At 33.8% G+C, this 17,517-nt stretch carries 14 protein-coding genes and 1 tRNA gene; 13 read left to right on the top strand and 2 right to left on the bottom strand.

Features of this window, described 5'->3' with window-relative positions; all coding sequences use genetic code 11:
- From CW751_RS15440 to CW751_RS09745, 3 genes are all read left to right on the top strand, one after another.
- On the top strand, positions 1 to 339 hold a 339-nt coding region (locus CW751_RS15440), incomplete at its 5' end, for a hypothetical protein (protein ID WP_205677812.1).
- A 576-nt stretch (positions 340 to 915) separates the two neighbouring features.
- The gene (locus CW751_RS09750; RefSeq protein WP_101334813.1) at positions 916 to 1,305 is read left to right on the top strand and encodes a hypothetical protein; all 390 of its coding nucleotides are present in this window, start codon (positions 916 to 918) and stop codon (positions 1,303 to 1,305) included.
- 4 nt (positions 1,306 to 1,309) lie between these two features.
- Positions 1,310 to 1,519 (top strand): hypothetical protein, encoded by a 210-nt coding sequence (locus CW751_RS09745; RefSeq protein ID WP_101334812.1) that lies wholly within the window; start codon positions 1,310 to 1,312, stop codon positions 1,517 to 1,519.
- A gap of 112 nt (positions 1,520 to 1,631) precedes the next feature.
- Here CW751_RS09745 and CW751_RS09740 read toward each other — a convergent pair whose 3' ends face one another.
- Positions 1,632 to 2,483 carry a CDP-alcohol phosphatidyltransferase family protein gene (locus CW751_RS09740; protein WP_101334811.1) on the bottom strand — a complete coding sequence of 284 codons (852 nt, stop codon included), beginning with the start codon at positions 2,481 to 2,483 and terminating at the stop codon, positions 1,632 to 1,634.
- A gap of 122 nt (positions 2,484 to 2,605) precedes the next feature.
- Between CW751_RS09740 and CW751_RS09735 the strand changes: the two genes are divergently transcribed.
- The 9 genes from CW751_RS09735 to CW751_RS09695 all read left to right on the top strand — a co-directional run bounded on the left by CW751_RS09735 (position 2,606) and on the right by CW751_RS09695 (position 15,682).
- Positions 2,606 to 3,691, top strand: a complete 1,086-nt coding sequence (locus CW751_RS09735) for a putative type IX sorting system protein PorV2 (protein WP_133122192.1) — start codon at positions 2,606 to 2,608, stop codon at positions 3,689 to 3,691.
- A gap of 39 nt (positions 3,692 to 3,730) precedes the next feature.
- Positions 3,731 to 8,872 carry a putative type IX secretion system sortase PorU2 gene (porU2, locus tag CW751_RS09730; protein WP_101334810.1) on the top strand — a complete coding sequence of 1,714 codons (5,142 nt, stop codon included), beginning with the start codon at positions 3,731 to 3,733 and terminating at the stop codon, positions 8,870 to 8,872.
- 478 nt (positions 8,873 to 9,350) lie between these two features.
- Complete coding sequence (locus tag CW751_RS09725; RefSeq protein ID WP_101334809.1) at positions 9,351 to 10,616, top strand: site-specific integrase; 1,266 nt, start codon at positions 9,351 to 9,353, stop codon at positions 10,614 to 10,616.
- Positions 10,613 to 11,341: a hypothetical protein gene (locus tag CW751_RS09720; RefSeq protein ID WP_101334808.1), complete on the top strand. Its 729-nt coding sequence runs from the start codon at positions 10,613 to 10,615 to the stop codon at positions 11,339 to 11,341. The genes CW751_RS09725 and CW751_RS09720 overlap by 4 nt, the downstream gene beginning before the upstream one ends.
- A 112-nt stretch (positions 11,342 to 11,453) precedes the next feature.
- Positions 11,454 to 11,735 carry a helix-turn-helix domain-containing protein gene (locus CW751_RS09715; protein ID WP_101334807.1) on the top strand — a complete coding sequence of 94 codons (282 nt, stop codon included), beginning with the start codon at positions 11,454 to 11,456 and terminating at the stop codon, positions 11,733 to 11,735.
- An 8-nt stretch (positions 11,736 to 11,743) separates the two neighbouring features.
- A complete protein-coding gene (locus tag CW751_RS09710) occupies positions 11,744 to 12,130 on the top strand; it encodes a hypothetical protein (RefSeq protein ID WP_101334806.1) in 387 nt (128 codons plus the stop codon).
- Positions 12,130 to 14,043, top strand: coding sequence for a DEAD/DEAH box helicase family protein (locus tag CW751_RS09705; RefSeq protein ID WP_101334805.1), 1,914 nt, complete (start codon positions 12,130 to 12,132; stop codon positions 14,041 to 14,043). The genes CW751_RS09710 and CW751_RS09705 overlap by 1 nt, the downstream gene beginning before the upstream one ends.
- Positions 14,031 to 15,209 carry a hypothetical protein gene (locus CW751_RS09700; RefSeq protein ID WP_101334804.1) on the top strand — a complete coding sequence of 393 codons (1,179 nt, stop codon included), beginning with the start codon at positions 14,031 to 14,033 and terminating at the stop codon, positions 15,207 to 15,209. The genes CW751_RS09705 and CW751_RS09700 overlap by 13 nt, the downstream gene beginning before the upstream one ends.
- Before the next feature lie 176 nt (positions 15,210 to 15,385).
- On the top strand, positions 15,386 to 15,682 hold the full coding sequence (locus CW751_RS09695) for a hypothetical protein (RefSeq protein WP_101334803.1): 297 nt from the start codon (positions 15,386 to 15,388) through the stop codon (positions 15,680 to 15,682).
- A 420-nt stretch (positions 15,683 to 16,102) separates the two neighbouring features.
- On the opposite strand, the gene CW751_RS09690 is transcribed toward CW751_RS09695, so the two are convergent.
- Positions 16,103 to 16,186 (bottom strand) — tRNA-Leu (locus CW751_RS09690).
- A gap of 319 nt (positions 16,187 to 16,505) precedes the next feature.
- On the opposite strand from CW751_RS09690, the gene CW751_RS09685 reads away from it, so the two are divergent.
- Positions 16,506 to 17,486: an acyl-CoA dehydrogenase family protein gene (locus tag CW751_RS09685; RefSeq protein ID WP_101334802.1), complete on the top strand. Its 981-nt coding sequence runs from the start codon at positions 16,506 to 16,508 to the stop codon at positions 17,484 to 17,486.
- Positions 17,487 to 17,517: the final 31 nt, after the last annotated feature.

Raw genomic sequence — 17,517 nt, 5'->3', positions numbered from 1 at the left:
GCATTAATTATTCTAATGCTTTCTATTGGTTTTGGTTCAGTTTGGTATAGAGGTGATTGTACTCCTTCAAAAGAATGGTTTATTAAAGAAAATATTATTGGAAGAATCAATGATAAATATATTGATAAAAAGAATCATAATTTTAGAACAATTTTATTTAACAATAATACTCGAAGACCTATGATTTCTGGTTTAGAAAGGAAAATTTATAAAGAATCTGTCATAGGTGATAGCCTTTACAAAAAGGAAAATTCAAGGATTCTAAAACTATATAAAGCTAATGGAGAAGTAATAGAGTACGAAGAAACAGAGCCAGATTGTGAATATTTATTAAAATAAAGAGTCTTTCCAAAACTTTGTGTTTAAGCTGAAATTCCCAAAGATGCCTTTAGAGCATTAAAACAGGACTTTTTTAGCGAGAGAATAGCTGCTCAAGGAACTATAGATAACATTCAAATATATGAGATTCAATTTACCATAGAGCAAATGAAAAACAATTCCCAAGATGCCGCGAGATTTAGCGCAGCTTCTCGTGGCCTTGGATATCCATACAAAAAACTCTTTCAAGAATCATAATCTAAAAAAACTATTACTAAAACAATCTATTTCAGCGACTTTATCAACGAATAATTTAAAAATTTGTACTTTAGAAGAAGTAAAGTAAAGGATTCAGACAACCACGAGATAAAATCTCGCGGTAGCGGGGGGTATTAACCCTTAATAATGAATTTAATTATTTAGGAAACGGAATCGATGGACAACAATTTTTATTTAATAGCACTATAGGTATCGGATTTGGTAAAAAATCAGATTTATTCAAAAATCAGTTGGGAAAAACAGGAATAAACAATGCTCTTATAGAAGGATTAACACTGCCATCTTCTCAATTCTCTCAGTATGGAATAAGTAGATATTATGAAAAGAAAGGTAGGTAATATTATAGCAATATTATTTATATCGGGGATGATAACATTTGTTGTTATTGGAAGCATTATGTTTAATAACAGAAAAGAGAATATTCTAAGAAATGGGAATTTCTCATATTCTATCATTAATGATGAGTTTGTTGGCAGGCAAAGCGTTAGGAGTTTTACATATGAATTTATAATTGGAGGTAAAACATATATAAATGAATTTGATGTTAATCAGGAATATTTTAATAGACATCAAATCGGAGACACAATCGTCATTAAATTCCTCCCCTCTAAACCTGAAAAAAGTATTATTATAGAAGATAAAGAATATAAATCATGTATGGGCTTACCACCCAAAGTGGGTTGGAAAAAACTTCCCGTATGCAAATAATTAAATGCACACTCCACATAACTCCGCAACAAGAAAAAGCATAGCTTTTGAAGAGCAAACGGTAGAGCAGGGAGTTCCAATATTGGTCAGCTATGAAAAGTCTCAAGCTACCGCGCGAACAGGCGCAGCTTCTCGTGGTCTTGGGTCTCCATATATAAATCCCCTGCTGCAAGATTCAGCACAACTTCTCGTGACTTTAAATCTCCAAACATAGTTCCTTGTCTACAACGAAAAGAATTTCCTGAAAGCTGTTTAAAAAATAAAAGAGATTAAAATTATAAAGCTTAATGATCAACGATGGATTAAAAACCTTCAATTCATACTTTTTATTTTTGAACTACTCTGTTCAATACCGATAAAACAATATAAAGTATTACAATAATTGGAATTGCCCAAACCCACAATGCAATTATTAGAATTAAAGATGCAGCTAGGAAAGAGTATCTGAGTTGGTTCCCTTGCCATTTGAAGGTGGTGAATTTTAGGGCAAATAATGGGATTTCTGCTACGAGAAGTAATGAGAAGAGAATAACAAATGTAAGCAGTATTTGGTCTTTAAGAAAAGTCATTGAAAGGACAGTTTTCCAATTATCTTGGCCAAATCCATCCCAAATCAATAAAGCGAATGATGCAAAGAATAAACTATTGGCGGGTGTTGGTAAGCCTATAAAACCTGTGGCCTGTCTTTCGTCAAGATTAAATTTTGCTAATCTGAACAAACTTAAAAACGGAATAATAAGAGCAAAGAAAGGCATTACTTTATACCATCCGTAGAAATGGGTAGGGTATATAGCTGAATTATTTCCGACCAAATCGTTAAGGTAAACAGAGGTCCAATAATGAATGTTGTTGCCTAACGTTCCTTCCGACCATAAGTCGTCTAACATTCCATCATTAATTGCAATAATATCCCAAGCACCTGAAATAATAAGCAAAATAAACACAATAAGACCAGGAGCGACTCCAAATGTTACCATATCAGCAAGAGAATCTAACTGTTTGCCTAATTCTCCTTGTTGTTTCATTAAACGCGCTACAAATCCATCGAGAAAGTCACACAATGCACCTGCAATAATTGCCATAACAGCCCATTCTATCCTTCCCGAAAAAGTAAAGACAATACTCGACACTCCAAAGAGTAAATTGAAGCCTGTAAGAATATTTGCTACTGTAAACATGTTTGCAAAGAAACGAATTATTTTATATTTTTCATTTTACTCTTCTCTTATTCCATCTTACTGTTAATAAAAGTTATAATTTTACACAATAATTCTATCAAAGTTTCGCTTTTACATTGATTATGAAAAGAAGTTATTTGTTTTTGCTACTGTTTTTACTCATTTTGAGTGAGCATGTGCTAGCACAAGATGAAACCATTGCGCCGAAATATTCCAATGAGTTCTTGCAAATTGGTGTTGGTGCACGTGCCTTAGGAATGGGGAATTCAATCGTTGCAGGTGTGAATGATGTGACCTCTGTTTATTGGAATCCTGCCGGATTAACGGGTGTAAATAAAAAGTTAGATGTTGGTTTAATGCATTCAGAATACTTTGCTGGCATTGCGAAATATGATTATTTGGGATTGGCGCATAGCATTGATGATAAAAGCTCAATTGGTTTTGCGGCCATTAGATTTGGAGTGGATAATATTCCAAATACTACTCAGCTCATCGATAATGAGGGCAATATTGATTACGATAGAATAACCACTTTTACCGCAGCAGATTATGGATTTTTATTTTCATACGGTCGGAAACTTGGTGTTGAAGGTTTGAGTGTGGGCGGAACGGTTAAAGTAATCCATCGACGTGCAGGAGAATTTGCAAGAAGTTGGGGGTTTGGACTTGATGCGGGACTCCAATATAAGATCAATGATAAATGGTATTTTGGAGCAATGGCAAGAGATATAACATCAACTTTTAATGCTTGGATTTTTAATCTCGACACAGATATGCAAGAAGTTTTCTTAGAAACAGGAAATGAAATTCCAGAAAATGGTTTAGAATTAACAATGCCTAGGTTGATTTTAGCTGCTAAACGTAAGTTTGATATTGGTTGGCAAGACATTACTATATCGCCTGAAATTAATGCTGTAATTACAACAGATGGTAAGAGAAACACCTTGATAAAATCAGGGCTTGTTAGTATTGATCCTATGGCTGGGCTAGAAATTGGATGGAGAAATATCGTTGCCATAAGAACAGGTATAAATAACTTCCAATATGTAAAAAACTTTGACGATAGTCAGTCCCTAGTGTTTCAACCAAATGTTGGATTAGGAGTTACTTTTAAAGGAATTACTTTGGATTATGCTTTTACAAATATTGGAAATCAATCAGAAGCATTGTTTTCTCATGTAGTTTCGCTTAAATTTGGTTTCAAATAAGCACAGAAATTCTTATTTTGCGTACAGTTATCACAAATTATGAAGCAGATTCTTTCCTTTTTGTTGTTTTGGAGTGCCTTTTTTTCATTGGCGCAGCCTTACGGCAATGAATGGGTGACGCATAGTCAGAAGTATTATCAGTTTCCCATTGTCGAAACTGGCGTTTATCAAATCACTTATCAAACTTTAATTGATGCAGGAATTCCTGTTGCAAGTATAGGTAGCAATCAGTTTCAAATTTTTGGAAAGCAAAAAGAAATTCCTATTTACGTAAATGATGGAGGTGATAATAACATCAATCCAGGGGAGTATATTGAGTTTTTTGCAGAAAAAAATGATGGCTGGTTGGATTCTTTACTTTACGATCAACCTACTGATATTGGTAATCCTGCGTATTCTTTGTATAGTGATACATTATACTATTTTTTAACATGGACCACAGGGCCTACGCAAAGATATGTGAATGAAACAGATGTGAATTTCTCCATCTATACCGCAGCGCCTTATGTTTTGGCACTTAGTGAAACTAACTATAACAACCAATATTATGGCGGTTATTCTGCATATTCTTCTTACAGTTCTTTTTTCTCTCCAGGAGAAGGGTGGGGAAGTGCTAACTATAACGGAGCTTCGAATTTTTCTTTGACAATTCCTGTACCAACTCCTCGGGTATATACAGGTCCTAATGCACCAGATGCTTTGTTCCACGCTAAGTCGAATGCTAACTCTAACGCTTCATTTACCGGAACTGGCAATCATCATTTGCGTTGGGAAATTGGAGGGAGTAATTTACAGCTTTATGATGAGGTTTTTACAGGGTTTCGGCAAACTGTTGTAAATAAAAATATTGCATCCTCAGAATTATCACCAGGTTCTACAAATGTATATTTTAAAATAATTGGAGATCAAGGTGCGGCCACAGATTATCAGTCTGTTAGTTATGTTTCACTAAAATATCCGAGAACGACCACTTCAAACGCTTCATTTATTGATTGGGAATTGAAAAATGAACAAGGACAAGCAAAAATTAAACTTTCAATTACGAATCCTAATTTAAACAATCCAAGCGCTTATGTTTTAGGCGGAGGCGTTGCCCGAAAAATACCTTTTGAGAATATAAGTGGAACATGGAATGGACTTGTTCCTAATTCGAGTAATGGCAATACACAACGTTTGATTCTTGCTAGTGATTCCGAGATTAACACAGTGAATAAAATTGTGGCTGTTAATGGCACAGGGAACTTTGTGGATTACGCCTCAATGAATCTTGAAGAGGCTTATATTTTACTTTATAATCAAGTAATGGAGAGTTCTGTTACGCAATATGCTAATTATAGAGAGTCTGCTAATGGTGGTGGCAATAACGTGATTCGATGTGAAGTAACCGATGCTTGGCTGCAATATGGAGGTGGAGTTCCAAAACATATACTGGGCAGTAGAAGAGCGATACAGCACATTTATAATTTAGCGGTTTTAAAGCCCAAAGCGCTTTTTATTGCAGGGAAGGGAATCTCAGAAGCCAGCGATCCCAATACAAACTCAAGTGGTGCGCCCCGAAAAAATAGTGTGGTAAATGCATTAAATTTAGTGCCGAGTTATGGAAACCCATCGAGTGACTTATGTATTACTGCTAAATGGAATGGATCCACGAGCTTTACACCTGCTATTCCAACAGGAAGAATTGCTGCTAAAAACAATGCTGAATTATTGTTGTATCTCAATAAGATTCAAATTTATGAAGCCGCTCAAAATCAAAATGCAGTGTACAATAAGCCAAATAAGGAATGGCAAAAACAAGTGCTGCATTTTGGAGGTGGGATTAATTCATCAGAACAAGATCTGCTAAAGAGTTACCTCAATGGTATGAAGAATACAATTGAAGGTCCTGATTATGGAGGAAATGTAAATTCTTATTTTAAAGAAACTTCTAATCCCTTCAATCCTGTTCAATCTTCTCAAGTTAATGAGTCACTTGAAAATGGTGTTTCTTTAATGACTTTCTTTGGTCATGCTTCAGCTGATGGCTTTGATCAGAATGTTGACGAACCTGAAAACTGGAGGAATTCAGGAAAATACCCAATGGTGATTGGAAATGGATGTTACACAGGAGATATTTTTAAAAATGGAAACTCATCTACCGCAGAAAAATTTGTTTTAATTGAAGATTTAGGATCAATTGGATTCTTGTCTTCCACAAAGTTAGGGTACGCATCTTATCTAAATATGTATTCGTCCGAATTATATCGACAAATGAGTCCAGAAAACTATAGCGCCAGCATGGGGGAACAAATGAATGCGACCATTAATAATTTAGAAAATGTAAATCCTGGATTTTTAACCGAAGTAACAGCGCTTCAGATGATATTGCACGGAGATCCGATGTTGCGTTTAAATTGGCATGCCAAGCCTGAGATCGATTTGACAGCCCAAGATATATTCTTTTCACCTGCAACTATTGACCTTACAACAGACTCAATCGCAGTAAATATCGCATTGACAAATATAGGTAGAAGTATAACTGACACTTTTGCTCTAACTATTACACGCCGTTTTCCAATGTCAACAGTTGATTCTGTTTATAATATTTCAATTGAAGGGTTGGACTATCGAGATACAATTATTTTTAAAATGCCCTTGCAAGCTGATATAGCTTCAGGTATGAATCAGTTTATTATTCAAGCAGATTTGCCTTCTTTTGTTCCAGAGCAATACGATGAAATGGGGAATAATGAGGTGAGCACAAATTTCTTTATCAATATTGAAGGGATTGTTCCCGTTTTACCTTATGATTATGCTGTTGTGCCAAATGATTCAGTGGTTTTAAAAGCTTCAACTATAAACCCGATCGCAAATTTTAATACGTATCGTTTTGAAATTGATACCACAGACTTATTTAATAGTCCATTTAAAAAATATGCCATTAAAAGTGGATTAGGTGGAGTTAAAGAAGTGTTTCCATCGGATTGGAGAAACAGCACGAATAATATGAATGAAGAATTAGTTTTAACAGATAGTACAGCATATTTTTGGCGTGTAGCAGTCGATTCTTCTGTACTTAATTGGCGAGAACATTCTTTTCAATATATCAACGGGAAATCTGGCTGGGGACAAGATCATTTTTTTCAATTTAAAAATGGAGGTTTTAACGGTGTAGCCTATGATAGAGCACAACGTAAACGAAATTTTCAACCGCAACAAACAGAAGTGTCAGCACAGGTGTATGACAATGCGAATTCGGTTGCTAAATACAATGCAACTTTATGGCAGTTAAATGGGCAGAATGCTGAATATGGTTTATGTACAACAACTCCTTCTTTGCACGTAGGTGTGGTTGGTCCTTCAAGTACAGAACCTTGGGGAACATTTAATAATGGAGTTAATTCGGACCACCAATTTGGAAATGTTAATAATGGCGCTTCATGTCGAAATAGAATTGAGTATTATTTTATTTTTAGACAAAATTCAACTGCTCAATTACAAGCTTTTGAAAATATGATTGAAAATGAAGTCCCTAATGGGCATTATCTTGTGATTTACACCACAGGTAGGGCCTTATATAATCAATGGCAAAGTTTATATCCAAATTTATTTACGACGCTCTCGAATTTAGGAGCTACAGGAATTTCGCCAACAGCACCAGAGCGCGCTTTTATTTTAATTGTTAAAAAAGGAGACCCATCCTCAGCAACAATCGTTCATGCGCAAACTGCTGGAGAGTTTATTTCAGCGAGTAAATCATTTACGGGCGCTGTAGGAAATGGCGTTGAATCTTCGACTATTATTGGGCCGGCACTAAACTGGAACACCTTGTATTGGAAACAAAATAGTCTTGAAAATCCAAGTAATGATTCTACACAATTGCTTATTCGTGGATTGAATGCCAGTCAGCAAGTAGCGGTAGAAATTGATACAGTTTTTACGCACAACGATTCTATACTTAATTTGAATAACCTTATCCCTGCGGAACAATATCCATATTTGCAACTCCAGGCTAATTATTTTGATGATATTACTTTAACTCCAGCACAGGTTGACCGATGGCATGTATTATACGATAAAGTGCCTGAAGCCGCAATAGACGGAACGCGAGGAGTTACGTTTTTGCCAAATTCTAATGATTCCTTACAAGAGGGAGTTGAAATGGCGTTCGCTGTAGATGTTAAAAATATTAGTGATTTACCTATGGATTCTCTACTTGTTAATTATTGGATTACAGATAAGAATCAAGTGAAACACATCATTGATTATCAACGAAGCGACTCTCTAAGAGTAGATGAAGTTTTGCGGGATACCATTACCTTTTCAACGAATGGTTTAGGCGGCGCTAATACTTTGTGGATGGAAGTAAATCCCTATAATAAAGGAGTAAATAACGAAATAAAAGATCAGCCAGAACAAGCGCATTTTAACAACTTACTCCAGATTCCTTTTGATTTAAAAACAGATGATGTAAACCCAATTTTGGATGTTACCTTTGATGGTACGCACATCCTCAATGGAGATATTGTAAGTCCTAATGCTGAAATTGTAATGAGTTTGACGGATGATAATCCTTTTTTGGTCATGAATGAAGACGCGGATACTTCTCATTTTGGGATCTTCTTAACTTCTCCAGACGGTGTTCAAAAACGTATTCCTTTCACAAATGCAGACGGAGAAGAAAACCTTATGTGGATACCTGCTGATGCAGAAAACTTAAAATTTAAAATCATTTATAATGCCGAATTTGAAACTTCTGGAACCTATGAGTTAATGGTGCAAGGATCAGATCAATCAGGAAACCTTTCTGGAAAACTAGAGTATCGAATTTCATTTGAGGTTATTTTAGCCTCTACAATTACCCACTTAATGAATTATCCTAATCCATTTTCTACACAAACCCGTTTTGTTTTTACTTTGACAGGCTCCAAGGTTCCCGATGAAATGATTATTCAGATTATGACAGTTACTGGTCGAATTGTGCGAGAAATTACAGAGGATGAGCTGGGATTTATCCGGATCGGAAGAAATATATCTGAATATGCTTGGGATGGTCGCGATGAATTTGGAGATCCTCTAGCTAATGGTGTTTATTTATATCGTGTAAAAGCGAAAATTGATGGAGAGGATATAAAACATCGTTCTACGGGTGCTGATCAATATTTCAAAAAGAATTGGGGCAAGATGTATTTGATGAGATGATAGAAAGGTTGGAGAAAAGTCTTTTTTGGATCAGTCTCAAAAATTGGGTAAGGTGTGGTTTTAACCACTTTTATGCTTAAAGTTTAATGATATAATTTACTCTAAAATTATAAAAAACTTTTAGGTCAAGATATAGGAGAATATAAAATGTTGAATATTTTTTAAACAGATTGACAAATACTTATGCTTAATCCCCAACAACTAGTCTTGATCCCATCAAAGCTTTATAGTATAAGAAAACCGCAATCAATTACTAATGAATCAATTACGGTTTTGGATAGTGCCCAGAGAGGGAGTAATAATATTGAAATCGTACAAAAACCTTTGAAATTAATAAACGTACTTTACCCCTTGTTATTGTTGGGTTGTGTGTTTGTTCTTTGCTTCTTCTTATTTCAATCAATTACAATTAATATCAATTAACCGTACAGAAACCGTACAGATTTTTTATATTTGTACTAATTCAAAAATTAGGCAAATGGCAACAATCAATTTTCTTTATCGTTCCGCTCGAAATGAAGCACCTTTAAATTTTAGGCTATTATTTGCCCACGATGGCAAAGACAAAGTTATCGGAGGGAAAACAAAAACAATCGTATCAAAAGATTATTGGAAGAACCACCACAACAAACAGCGTATAAATGACATTGATTTAAAGAACTATCAAACAGAAATCAAAGCTGAACTTTTAAAGCTGGAAAACTATCTATTAAAGAACTTCGATAAAACCAATATTGATGAGGTCGATAAAGATTGGCTAAAGAATCAATTAGAACGCTATTACAACCCCAAACAAACCGTTAAAGTTCCAACTAAGTTAATACCATTCTTTGACTATTATTTGAGCGTAAAAGGCAACGATTTAACAAATAACCGTATTCAGAAAATCAAAGTAATAAAAGCAAAGTTAGAACGCTTTGAAAACGCTACAAATCATAAATATTCTATTATTGAAGTGAACGACTTCTTTAAAAAACAGTACGTTGACTATTGCGAAAGTGAACACTATTCAATAAATACAATTAGTGGGGATATTGCTATAATTAAAACAATTTGCCGTTATGCTGAACAATGCGACATTGAAACACACAAGCAATTAAATAACCTAAAAGTAAAAGAAGAACCCACCGAAGCCGTTTACCTATCATTTGAAGAACTGGAGCAAATCAAAGCCTTAGATTTATCCAGTAATGAGCGTTTAGATAACGTTCGGGATTGGCTTTTAATTTCATGTTACACAGGGCAAAGGATTAGCGACTTTATGCGCTTTGATGCTTCAATGATTGAGAAGCGAAACGACAAATATTTATTATCATTCACACAACGCAAAGGAAATAAAAAAGTTACAATACCCTTTTTAGATGAAGCCCGAGAGATTGTAAATAAAAGAAACGGCTTGTTTCCTAAATCATTGAGCCACCCAAAATATAATGACTACTTAAAAGAACTTTGTAAGCTGGCTGGAATTGATGAACCAACACAGGGAACTATAAAGCAACCAATAACCGAGAATATAAGTAAGACAAAAAATGATTATCGTATGGTAAAAGGAATTTACCCTAAATACGAATTAATTTCTTCACACGTTGGAAGACGTTCTTTTGCAACTAACTTTTACGGCAAAGTTCCGACAAGCGTACTGATTGGAATTACAGGACATTCCACAGAAAAAATGTTTTTAAAATACATTCGTAAAACTGAAACCGATACAGCTATGGACGCTTTTAAATACTTTGGAAAATGAACAGTAAGAAAAATCAAAATAAAAAAGAAAGAAATATCACAGCGGAAAATAATATAAAACAAGTTAGGGAGTCAATAGGTATAAAGGATTGGCAAAATGCTTGTGGATTAATTTTAGAAGAATGGCAATACGTTGAACCTATTAATTTGGATGAAAAAGATAGGTTTAAGTCTGATGAAGAGGCGTATAAAGAGGCTTTTTATAATATTGCTTATCCATTGTATAACTACGACCGATCTATGTTATTAAAAAGACTTATTGGTAATATTGAAGAAAGTAAGACTAAAAATGAAGTGTGGCTAAAATATAAACAGTATTTAAAGGAGGAGTTAGAAACAGAAACTTCAACACCTCATCAAATTGAAGAAAAGCAAGAACCCCCAGCAGAACATTTAAAAGACTTATTTAAAGATGAAAAAGACTTATTCAAAGATAAAAGCCTTTACGATAAGGTTATTGATATTCTAATTGGTGAAAACTATATTGAAAAAGGTACGCTAATTTGGAAAGATGAAACAAATGGAAGAAATAAATTTGTTGCTGGTTTGATTAAGGATCTTTATAATAAGGGTTACTTGTCAAGAAGAGCAAAGAATAAAGAGATACCTTTAATTAGCAAAAACACGTTTAACGTTGATTTAAGTCAAAGTATTGCTGAAAAAACTATTATTAATGATAACGATACAATTTATAAATTCATTCCGATTGTAACCGAATTGCAATAAAAATGATTACGCCAATTACGTAGTTTGCAATATTGCAGTTTGCGTAACTAACTTATTGATATTCAATGAAATAGAATTTGTTCATTTGCTATGAAAATTAAATCATAGTAAAATGAATAATGTAGTTTTAACTCCGATTGATACAGAAAGTTTAATCAATCAAATTGCACAAAGAACGGCTGAATTAATCGAGAGCCGTAGAAGTCCACAACCTCATCAACCTATTGATGAAACCGACCTATTGACCCCAAAGGAAACCGCAAAACTTCTTAGAATTTCTATACCTACTTTATGGAGGTGGCAAAAGAAAGGAAAAGTTAAATGTTACGGCATTGCTGGAAGTCGATACTACAAACGTAGTGAGTTGTTGGAATCTTTAACCGAACTGAAATAAAAAAGGCTATGAAAGAATTAAATTCAATCAATAGCCTTAAAGTTTCTTTGGATGAGAAGCAAGGCAAAGATAAGCAATTACTTGTTAATTACATACGTAAAACCATTAAAAAAAAGACGGGTTTAACTTATGGACAACTACTAAAGCATAGAACACAAAGCGAACGTTATCGAATAGGGCTAAGGTATTTCACGACCACAAATAAAGCAATTTGCGAAGCCTTAAATATACCAGTTGAAGCTGGAACAAGAAGAAAGCGAAAACTTGAAAAAGCGGGTTTATTAGTGAGTACACCAAATAAAGAAATTTGCCCTTATACTGGAGCAAAAGCACACTATTACACCACAAACAAAGCTTTATTTTATGCAATTATTAACTACAAAACCGATAAGTAATGAGCAACGGCATAACGCCAATTGTTCAAACTTATTACGAAATTTCAGAGGTTAAACATAAAGAAGTTAGTTCTTCTTTAGATTATTCAGATCAAGTGTTTACGTACTTAAAAAGTATGCGAAGCGCTAAAGGCATGGAGTTAATAAGCTTAGATAAGCTTGAACAATTGATAAATAAATATAGCAATGCGGACGGCGGTAAATTAAAAGACCGTTGTTTGTTAAAAGGTCTGTATAAAGATAATTTTAACGGTGCTGACTGTTATAAAAACGTGCCTTACTTATTCTTTGATATTGATGTAAAGGATAAGGATAAGAAAAAAGAAAACGCTCATCTATTGCGCTCTAAAACCAATCAAATAATATTTGAAGAACTTCAAAAAGTATCGGTTATTTGCTGGCGGTCAAATTCAGGTCATGGAATTGCTGGCGTGCTTTATGTTCCACAATTAGCAAACTATTTAGAGAATGATAAAGATTTGCATTTACAGGTTGGAAAAAGGATAACAAGTTATTTAAGTGAGTACTTGCATAATGTTACAGGAATTGAACGTATTACTTTCGATAATGCACAAAGTAAATTTAGACAAGTTCGTTTTTTAGCCCAACAAAAAGAACAACGTTTCTTAAATAGTAATCCGTTTGAATTTACTTATAAGGTAGATGAGAAAATAAAGACTTTTGATAATGGAGTTAAGAAATACAAGCCCACGAATTATAAAGGTGCATACGGAACACTTACAGCCCAATTTGATAATGATAACAATATTCTAAGTATTGCGCAAAGGTGCGGTTTTTCAGTTGTTTTAAGTTCAGGAAACAAAGTAAGGATTAAGCACCCATTTACAACAAGTTCAACAAGTGGCGTAATAGATGAAGCGCAAAACGTTTATTTTAATCATTCAGGGAGTTTTTCAGAACAAAAAGCGTTTAGCCCTTCGCAGTTACTTTGTTATTGTGAATTAAACAACGATTGGAACGAGTTTTATAAGCACCTAAACGAATTAGGGTATAAAGAGGAGCAACCCACAAAAGAAGCCGTTAAAAGCACCGCTAAAAGCTTACTGGATGAATTGAAAAACGTTAATAATGAAGACAAAGCAAGCGAAATAATTTTTAAACATTGTTACGACTTGCAGACGTTAAGCAATGAGCAAAAGCAAAACTTCATAAAAGAGAATTGCCCGAGTGATAACCTAAAAAAGTTCTTCAAAGCGTATTTAAAGCTTACTGACTATCGAATAAGCTACGATAAGAGTTTTACCATAAAGAACTATGTAGCTGAACAACTGGAAAGCGTTTTAAACTATGTAGATAAGCACAACAAAATAATATTAAGAGCTGAAACTGGAAAAGGAAAAACAACGGCATTTATTAGAGATTTTCACAAGTATAGACCCGACCAACGTTTATTAATCCTTTTGCCTCTTACAATCATTTTAGAGCAAAACCGAAAAGAGTACGGAAACAAGGCTATCTATTTAGACGGTTTTAGTGATGACTTTGAACATGAAGACGCAAAGACGGCTAATTTAGTACTGGCAACTTATGAACAAGGCGCAAAGCTTTTAGAACTATCAAAGTTTGATTGTATTGTCGTGGATGAAGTACACCAGCTAATAACGGCAAACAGCTTTAAAAGTGATGCTATTTCTAATTTAACACCTCATCTGAATAGTTCAAAGGTTATCGGACTAACTGGAACACCCAACGCAATATTTAAAGCTATTGGTTACAAGCTTGTGAATATAGATGTAGCGAAGCCAAAGAAGACAAAAGCCGAAATTCGTTTTTCAAATTGCGCCCCCTTTGATTTAGCGTTAAGTCATTTGAAACAACTTACTGGAAAGGCTTTGATACGCCTAAACGATATTAAAGGGATTGAGATATTAAAAAGCAATTGGTTGCGGTAAAACTCTATAAAGACAATGAAATTTTAGTGCTTCATTCAAGTAAAGAAATCAAAACTTCAAAAGACTTTTTAGAATTAGCACACGACCGAATTTTTAACGATAAAATCAAAGTAGTATTAACCACTTCTTTAATAGATGAGGGGTTAAGTATAGAACAGGCTAATTTTACAGACGTTGTATTTATAGAAACGAATTACAACCCACGACCCGAAGCGGTAAAACAATTTTTTGCAAGGTTCAGGAATGAAGACCCCAACCGAAAGAACTATCTTTATTTAAGAACAAAGAATAATCAAAACCCAACTCGATACAATCCGTTTTATGATTATAAAGAAACATTGAGAGCGTTAAAAGATGAAGCTTTACAATATTCAGGGCTTAGCATGAAAACAACTTATAATAATGTGTTTAGCAATGAAGACTTTTTTTATAAAAATAACACCGTTAACCCTTATTTTTTAGCGTACAGCATTACAGAAAAACTGTTTATGTTCTTCAATATTCATCAATTCATCAACTTTTTAGAAGTCAATTACAATTTAGAGTTTACCATAAACAAAGATTTTGCCCCTTTACAATTAGAAACCGATGAGAAAGATAAACGCAATGAAATAAAAAGTTTGATTGGTCAGGCTTGGTATTATGGCAAAGATGAGGTTTTACAAGCGTTGGGTTTACACACTTTAGACAATCCGATCCGTAAAGCTATTTACGTGGATAAATCAAAAGTAAATCCACAAATAGAAACTTTAGTAATAAAACAAATAAAAGACTTTGAGAAACTTTTTAAACGCAATGAGAAACTAAAGAAGTTAGGAGCAGAAGACCCCAATACGATTTTATTGGATGTTTCGGACGGCATAAAGGTAAACAGCGATAAGAGTTATAAAGATGAATTGACTTTATTACAACTTAATAAAATGATTTTCGAGCCTAAAAACAAAGCTGACAAGGTTACAGCAAGCACCGTGATAAAGTTCGCTGAATGGGCTAAGAATCAAACAGAATTCACAACTAATCAAATGAGTAAAAAGATGAAAGATTTGAGAGTTTACAAAAAAGAATCTTACAGTTTTGAACGTGTAAAACGTGTTTTAGAATGGTTTGAAATTAGGGTTAAAAAAGACTTCAAAACAGGTATTATAAAAGTGATAAATAAAGGATAATGAAAATATTAGTTTACTAAGGGTTTTAAAAATTTCTATTATCCCTAAAAACCCCGTAAACAAAGACGTACAGACGATTTTAACAAATAGAAATTTTCATCTGTTAAAATTTTGCTAACACCTTATAAGTACTTAATAATTAGACGGTTAGGTAAACATTTAAAAATCAATGAGTTATGAATGTAGAGAAAGAAGAATTTTTAAGTATGGATTTAGAAGAAAAACTAAACTTCATCAATCCACAGAATCAAACAAATGAATTAATAACCGCATCAAATGAGAATAACATAAAAGACTATGAACGAATTGAAGAACTTAGAAAACGAATTGCAGAAACAAAACGAGAGATTGAAAGAACAACAGCGACTTTTAACCAAATTGCGGAACGTTGCCCACTCGAATGGGTACGGCCAAAGTGGATTAAAAGACCAGGCGCAAACCATTTGCAAGAAATAAAATACTGGCTTAGATAGTATCAAATCCTTTTAGGTACTCTGAAGGTCTTTATTATTAGTGCAATGAATGCGAAAGCACGAAAATTAAAATATGTGGACTTTTAAAAATCCATGTGATACAGTTGTGATAATAATAAAAAGAAGCATCTTTAAACCTTGCTTAGTAGGTAGATCAAACCTTATAGTAATTTAGATTGTATTTAGTTCGTAAAGTATTTACGTTCTATTTTGTTTTTGTGATTAGTTGAACGTTTTTACTATATTTGTCGTAGCACGTTCGCCAACGTGCTAATTTTTGAATTAGAAAGGTGCTTAATTGCGCCTTTCGTTTTTTTACAGTAAACCGCTTTAATTTCGACAACCGTACAGAAATCGTACATTTTATAGTATAAAAAAACCGCAATCAATTGCTAATGAATTAATTACGGTTTTTGATAGTGCCCAGAGAGGGAGTCGAACCCTCACGTCCTAACGGACACATGGCCCTCAACCATGCCTGTCTACCAATTTCAGCACCTGGGCTTAAATTAAGATGCGCAAAGATAAAAAATAGATTTGTTTTTTTGCGTTCTAATAAAAATATTTATAATTTTTTCTTCGTAACTTTTTAGAATATTCAGATTAACTTTTACCCTACATCAATTAAAATCCATTGCAAAAAATTATTAATAGGTATTATTTCCTCTCTTTCAATTGAAATTTTTACATTTCTAAACAAGAAACAAACATATTTCTCATTAAAAACATGATGTCAAAAGGAAAAACAATGCTTAATTTTATCCGATTGATAAGATGATTGGAAAATGATCAAAAAATATCTGATACTTTAAGTTATTAATAAATGAGTCCATTTACAATTCAAGAATACCAGCAGTTTCACCTTAATACCAATAGACTAGAAGAATGCTATACCGAAAAATGGTTTAAAATGTTTGTTCCCAAAACTTACAATGGATTACAACTTTCAATGGAAGAAGGATGTAGAAAGTTGTTGAAAATTGCTGAAATTCAAGGAGGTCTGGGATGGACAGTTAATCTAGGGGCTGGAGCAAATTGGTTTGCTGGATTTTTTGATGATGAAGTTGCGAATAAATTATTTTCACCCGAAAAAGCTGTGATTGCTGGAAGTGGAACTGTCAATGGTAGTTGGGAAGATGTAAAAAAGGGATTTGAAATTACAGGACAATGGAGTAAGTGCACTGGGGCTGCTCATGCTACATTATTTAGCATCACCGCTAAAAACTCAGATGAAGAGCCCAAAACATTTGTTGTTCCACGAGAGCAGGTGATGCTTTCTAAAGAAAAATGGCCTATCATGGGAATGCGTAACTCTTCATCATTTGGAATAAGTTTACAGAAAGCCACAGTTCCTATCGGATATGATTTTAAAATGAATGAAGTTAAGAATCATTTAGATTATGGCGTTTTTCATATACCATTTCAATCGTTTGCGCGTTTGTGCATGAGTGCTTCTTTTTTAGGAGTTGTTCTTTGTTTAATGAGACATTGTTTACGTGAAAATAGTAAGTCTAAGGTTACATCTATCATAAAAAATGAATTAGAACCTTTAATAAGATCTACAGCGAACAGGTTGTATCAATTGGCTGAGAGAACAGAGAATCGAAGTAAACAGAACCAACTTTTGGAACAAGATGCAATGCAAATTAAGACAGAATTAGGTAAAGCTCATTTAGCTATTTTTGATGTCGTGCAAAGCTTATTTTTGGCAGGAGGTTTATCTTTTATTGAAGAAGATCAAATAATTCATTGGGCCTATCGTGACGTATTAACTGCGGTGCAACATTTTATGGTAAAACCATAAATTCAATTAAACTTTTGAAATTAAAGTCTGT

It is taken from the genome of Brumimicrobium salinarum (assembly GCF_002844555.1).
Lineage (GTDB): Bacteria > Bacteroidota > Bacteroidia > Flavobacteriales_D > Crocinitomicaceae > Brumimicrobium > Brumimicrobium salinarum.
Note: the sequence above shows the minus strand (reverse complement) of the source record. Positions and strands in the feature narration are given on the sequence as shown.

Coding starts and splice junctions, on each gene's coding strand:
- CW751_RS09750 (WP_101334813.1), top strand. CDS start 916: ATGAAAAGAAAGGTAGGTAATATTATAGCAATATTATTTATATCGGGG.
- CW751_RS09745 (WP_101334812.1), top strand. CDS start 1,310: ATGCACACTCCACATAACTCCGCAACAAGAAAAAGCATAGCTTTTGAA.
- CW751_RS09740 (WP_101334811.1), bottom strand. CDS start 2,483: ATGTTTACAGTAGCAAATATTCTTACAGGCTTCAATTTACTCTTTGGA.
- CW751_RS09735 (WP_133122192.1), top strand. CDS start 2,606: ATGAAAAGAAGTTATTTGTTTTTGCTACTGTTTTTACTCATTTTGAGT.
- porU2 (WP_101334810.1), top strand. CDS start 3,731: ATGAAGCAGATTCTTTCCTTTTTGTTGTTTTGGAGTGCCTTTTTTTCA.
- CW751_RS09725 (WP_101334809.1), top strand. CDS start 9,351: ATGGCAACAATCAATTTTCTTTATCGTTCCGCTCGAAATGAAGCACCT.
- CW751_RS09720 (WP_101334808.1), top strand. CDS start 10,613: ATGAACAGTAAGAAAAATCAAAATAAAAAAGAAAGAAATATCACAGCG.
- CW751_RS09715 (WP_101334807.1), top strand. CDS start 11,454: ATGAATAATGTAGTTTTAACTCCGATTGATACAGAAAGTTTAATCAAT.
- CW751_RS09710 (WP_101334806.1), top strand. CDS start 11,744: ATGAAAGAATTAAATTCAATCAATAGCCTTAAAGTTTCTTTGGATGAG.
- CW751_RS09705 (WP_101334805.1), top strand. CDS start 12,130: ATGAGCAACGGCATAACGCCAATTGTTCAAACTTATTACGAAATTTCA.
- CW751_RS09695 (WP_101334803.1), top strand. CDS start 15,386: ATGAATGTAGAGAAAGAAGAATTTTTAAGTATGGATTTAGAAGAAAAA.
- CW751_RS09685 (WP_101334802.1), top strand. CDS start 16,506: ATGAGTCCATTTACAATTCAAGAATACCAGCAGTTTCACCTTAATACC.